We start from the raw sequence: 3,368 nt of genomic DNA on the forward strand, positions 1-3,368 counted from the left end.
GATATAACTGGTGCTAGATGGAGTCTTACTGGTGCGGAAGCTGTTTTGCGTCTTTGTTCTCTCCATGTTAGCGGTGATTGGGATGAATATTGGCGCTTCCATTTACGTCAAGAATATAAGCGCAATTATCTACCCTTATATTCCAATGGTGTTCCTTTGCTGAATCGCCTGACTCAGGCTCGTTGTTCTACTACTCCACCATCACTCACAATCGTTGTCTAATTCCCTATCTTCATATTATGACAAGAGCCGCACCCAAATGATACTTATCCGAATATGTCGATTCATAGCACTTATGTTAGCTTCGTTCAGCCTTAGTTTGTCTATGACCCATTTGCTAGAACTGCCGCAACGAATGCAGTTTGATCGGCAACTTTGGGTTAGAGTCACGGTTTTTGAAAATGTTTATAAGTTGTTTGGCTCAGTTGGCGCAGCTTTTGAAATTACAGCGATTCTGACGGCAATTGTGCTGGCATTTCTCGTTCGCAAGCGTGGTTCAACTTTTTACTGGACATTAGGCGGAGCAATTTTCTTAATGCTGGCATTTATGAGTTGGATAATGTTTGTTGCGCCAATGAATGCTGAATTCGCCAAATGGTTAACGAATCCCATTCCATTAGATTGGAGACAGTATCGGGATCAATGGGAGTATGCACACGCAATTAACGCCTTGATCAAAATTATTGGGCTAAGTTTACTGGTAATCTCTGTGCTGGTAGAAACGCCGAAAAAGAGAGCGATCCATTCTGAACAATAATAAGGGTTGTTATGAACTCAAAATAGAACTAATGGCGCGATTTAACACCGAAAATAGAGAAATTATATGAAAAGTAAAAACAAAATGACATTCCTACCATGAATAATATCCGGCGTAAATGTCTTTTGAGTTGGCAAATTCCGTTGATCGGATTTGGGCTAACGTTTCTCCTGGGTTTGGGATTGAGTTACTCCAATCAAGATATTAGATCAGAAGTTCAGTCTGTGGGATTGCTAGTATTCACTGTGTTAGTGGCGATCGCCAGTCATTACACTATTCAAGCTTTTCGCTCCTGGCAACGCCACAAAAATAAAAACTATCTCAAACATGCGATCGCCGGATTATTATCGAATCTCTTTCTCATCCTTTTTGTTGTAACTAGCGTTAATAAAATCTATACCCTGAGTCTAGGCTGTTAACTTTGTACCCTTTTGCCCATAAGACTTCATGCAGAAAATGTGTTTACTACTTTTGTGGGAAAACGGCTATTCCAGACGTTTTCCCACGAACAAAAAATAACACGGATAATTTTCCGCAAAATCGCCTAAAAACCCACAAAGTCAACAGCCTACCCTGAGTCATCCTTTGAATATAACAAAGCATTCCCTAGAGGAATTCAAGCCTCGGTCAAATGCGTCTAAACTTCCAATTTGGATTGATACCGATCCAGCCTGCGGTCAAAGCGCAACTAATGATGTGGATGATTGTTGGGCATTGATGATGGCACTCCGCTCACCAGAACTCGATCTTCGGGGCATCAGCACAACTTTTGGCAATACCAAAGGTGAAACTGCTCTTCAAGTTGCGCGTCAAGTGTTCGGGCATTTGGGAGGCGCGGCTCGAACGCCTATTTATGAGGGTAGCCATGATCAAGGAAGTCCAGAGTGGAAATCGACGCAGGCATCAGAGGCGATCGCATCCATACTACACCGCGAAAAACTGACAATTATCGCTCAAGGACCATTGACAAACATCGCCACCGTCATTATCAATTATCCCAATCTGGTTAAGAATATTGATCGCATTGTCATAGTGGCAGGAAAACGACCAGGTGATTTATTTCATCCCGGAGAGCAATGGTGCTTTCATTTCCGCGATTTCAATATCCGTAAAGACACACCCGCCGCCAAAATTGTTTTGGACTCTGGGATTCCGTTGGTACTAACCCCATTTGAACTGGCAACAAAGGTAACGATTATGCGATCTGATTTAGACAAATTAGCATCTGGTGACGAAGCTGCCCAGTGGTTACGGCAGGTAAGTCAACCCTGGATGTCGTTTTGGGAAGATAATCTGCACAAACAGGGATTCCATCCCTTTGATGCATTAGCGGTTGGCTACGTGACTATGCCTGAATTGTTTAACTGTGAAATTTTACCCGCACGAATTGGGTTTAGTATATTTCTCGAACCGTTTGGTTTGGGGCACGATCTGGAAGTATCACAGGATATTAAAGGGCAACAAGTATACTACTGCTCCGATGTCGATCGACGATTTAAAGACCGTTTGATTGAGCGTTTAATGTAAGAATTTAGATATAGGATGTTGAAAAATTGTAGAACGTTGCTAGAGCGAAAAATAGCCATCCCCAACATTAGAGCGAGAAGCCTCAAAGTCAATGTCAGTCTCAACACTGGTAGAGATCATTTTGAAACAGCAAGAAATGAACCAAAAATTTTTTGAGGAGGTCGAGCGATCGCGCTTCGTATATCAACGGCACGGAACACGTAATTGACGGCGGAACAATTCCCACAGTCTAGCCCTTAGAGAGTAACAACCATCATTGGAGAGCAAATAAATGACACGATACATCCCGAAAATCTTATTATGGTTGTTTGTTATAAATCTTGGTATTGCGTTCGGCGCAAACCCATAGCAAGGGGTAAAGTTCTATATTAGACTTATACTGCAAACGGGTAAAATCTGGACTTCTGTCATACTGTAGCTTGCTTCCCGCAGGGTGGAACGTACGTTCCACGTTCCCGCAGGGTAGTATCTTCAATATTTTCACGCTTGTTAAAAGTAAAGTTCTAACCCGTTTTTAGTATACACATCATTATTTAATCCACATTCCTAAGTGGTTTAAAACCATAAAAATAACCATAAAAAATGAACCAAGTAGATTATTTAAGAATCAGCTTGATTGACCGTTGCAACTTCCGTTGTCAATACTGTATGCCAGAAGGTACAGAATTAGACTACATCCTCAAACAAAATCTTTTAACTAACGAAGAATTACTTACCCTCATCAAAGAAGTTTTTATACCCGTTGGATTTACTCGATTTCGCTTAACTGGAGGAGAACCATTATTACGTCCTCAAATAGTTGAATTAGTCGCCGCAATTTCTGCACTTCCCGAAACAAAAGACTTGTCAATGACTAGCAACGGATTTTTGCTAACACCACTGGCACAAAGCCTTTATAATGCGGGTTTGCGACGAATTAATCTTAGTTTAGACTCCCTCGATTCCGACATCTTTAACTCAATTATTGGTAATCGTGGACGTTCTCAATGGCAGAATGTTTGGAATGGAATTCATAACTCATCGCTTAATTTTTTATCCTCCAATTTGCGACATGGTGCGGCTGTAATTCCCTGTCGCAGTTCCG

General features: G+C 41.5%; 4 protein-coding genes and 1 pseudogene. All 5 read left to right on the forward strand.

What is annotated here, in order from left to right; genetic code table 11:
• Nucleotides 1-222 (forward strand): annotated as a pseudogene (locus tag CK510_RS28185) (ISKra4 family transposase); the annotation flags it as partial.
• A 103-nt stretch (nucleotides 223-325) separates the two neighbouring features.
• Entirely contained in the window at nucleotides 326-757 is a 432-nt protein-coding gene (locus CK510_RS28190; protein ID WP_245912481.1) for a DUF1772 domain-containing protein, read from the forward strand.
• A 98-nt stretch (nucleotides 758-855) separates the two neighbouring features.
• Entirely contained in the window at nucleotides 856-1,176 is a 321-nt protein-coding gene (locus CK510_RS31280; RefSeq protein WP_143289477.1) for a hypothetical protein, read from the forward strand.
• Nucleotides 1,177-1,342: 166 nt separating this feature from the next.
• Nucleotides 1,343-2,284: a nucleoside hydrolase gene (locus tag CK510_RS28195; RefSeq protein WP_158224986.1), complete on the forward strand. Its 942-nt coding sequence runs from the start codon at nucleotides 1,343-1,345 to the stop codon at nucleotides 2,282-2,284.
• 582 nt (nucleotides 2,285-2,866) lie between these two features.
• A partial coding sequence (locus tag CK510_RS28200) for a radical SAM protein (RefSeq protein WP_143289478.1) occupies nucleotides 2,867-3,368 on the forward strand: 502 nt, incomplete at its 3' end.

The sequence above is a fragment of the Brunnivagina elsteri CCALA 953 genome (assembly GCF_002289455.1).
Taxonomy (GTDB): domain Bacteria; phylum Cyanobacteriota; class Cyanobacteriia; order Cyanobacteriales; family Nostocaceae; genus Brunnivagina; species Brunnivagina elsteri.

What these genes read in the sequence shown, in the direction of transcription:
- CK510_RS31280 (WP_143289477.1), top strand. Translation starts at nt 856, where the DNA reads ATGAATAATATCCGGCGTAAATGTCTTTTGAGTTGGCAAATTCCGTTG.
- CK510_RS28190 (WP_245912481.1), top strand. Translation starts at nt 326, where the DNA reads ATGACCCATTTGCTAGAACTGCCGCAACGAATGCAGTTTGATCGGCAA.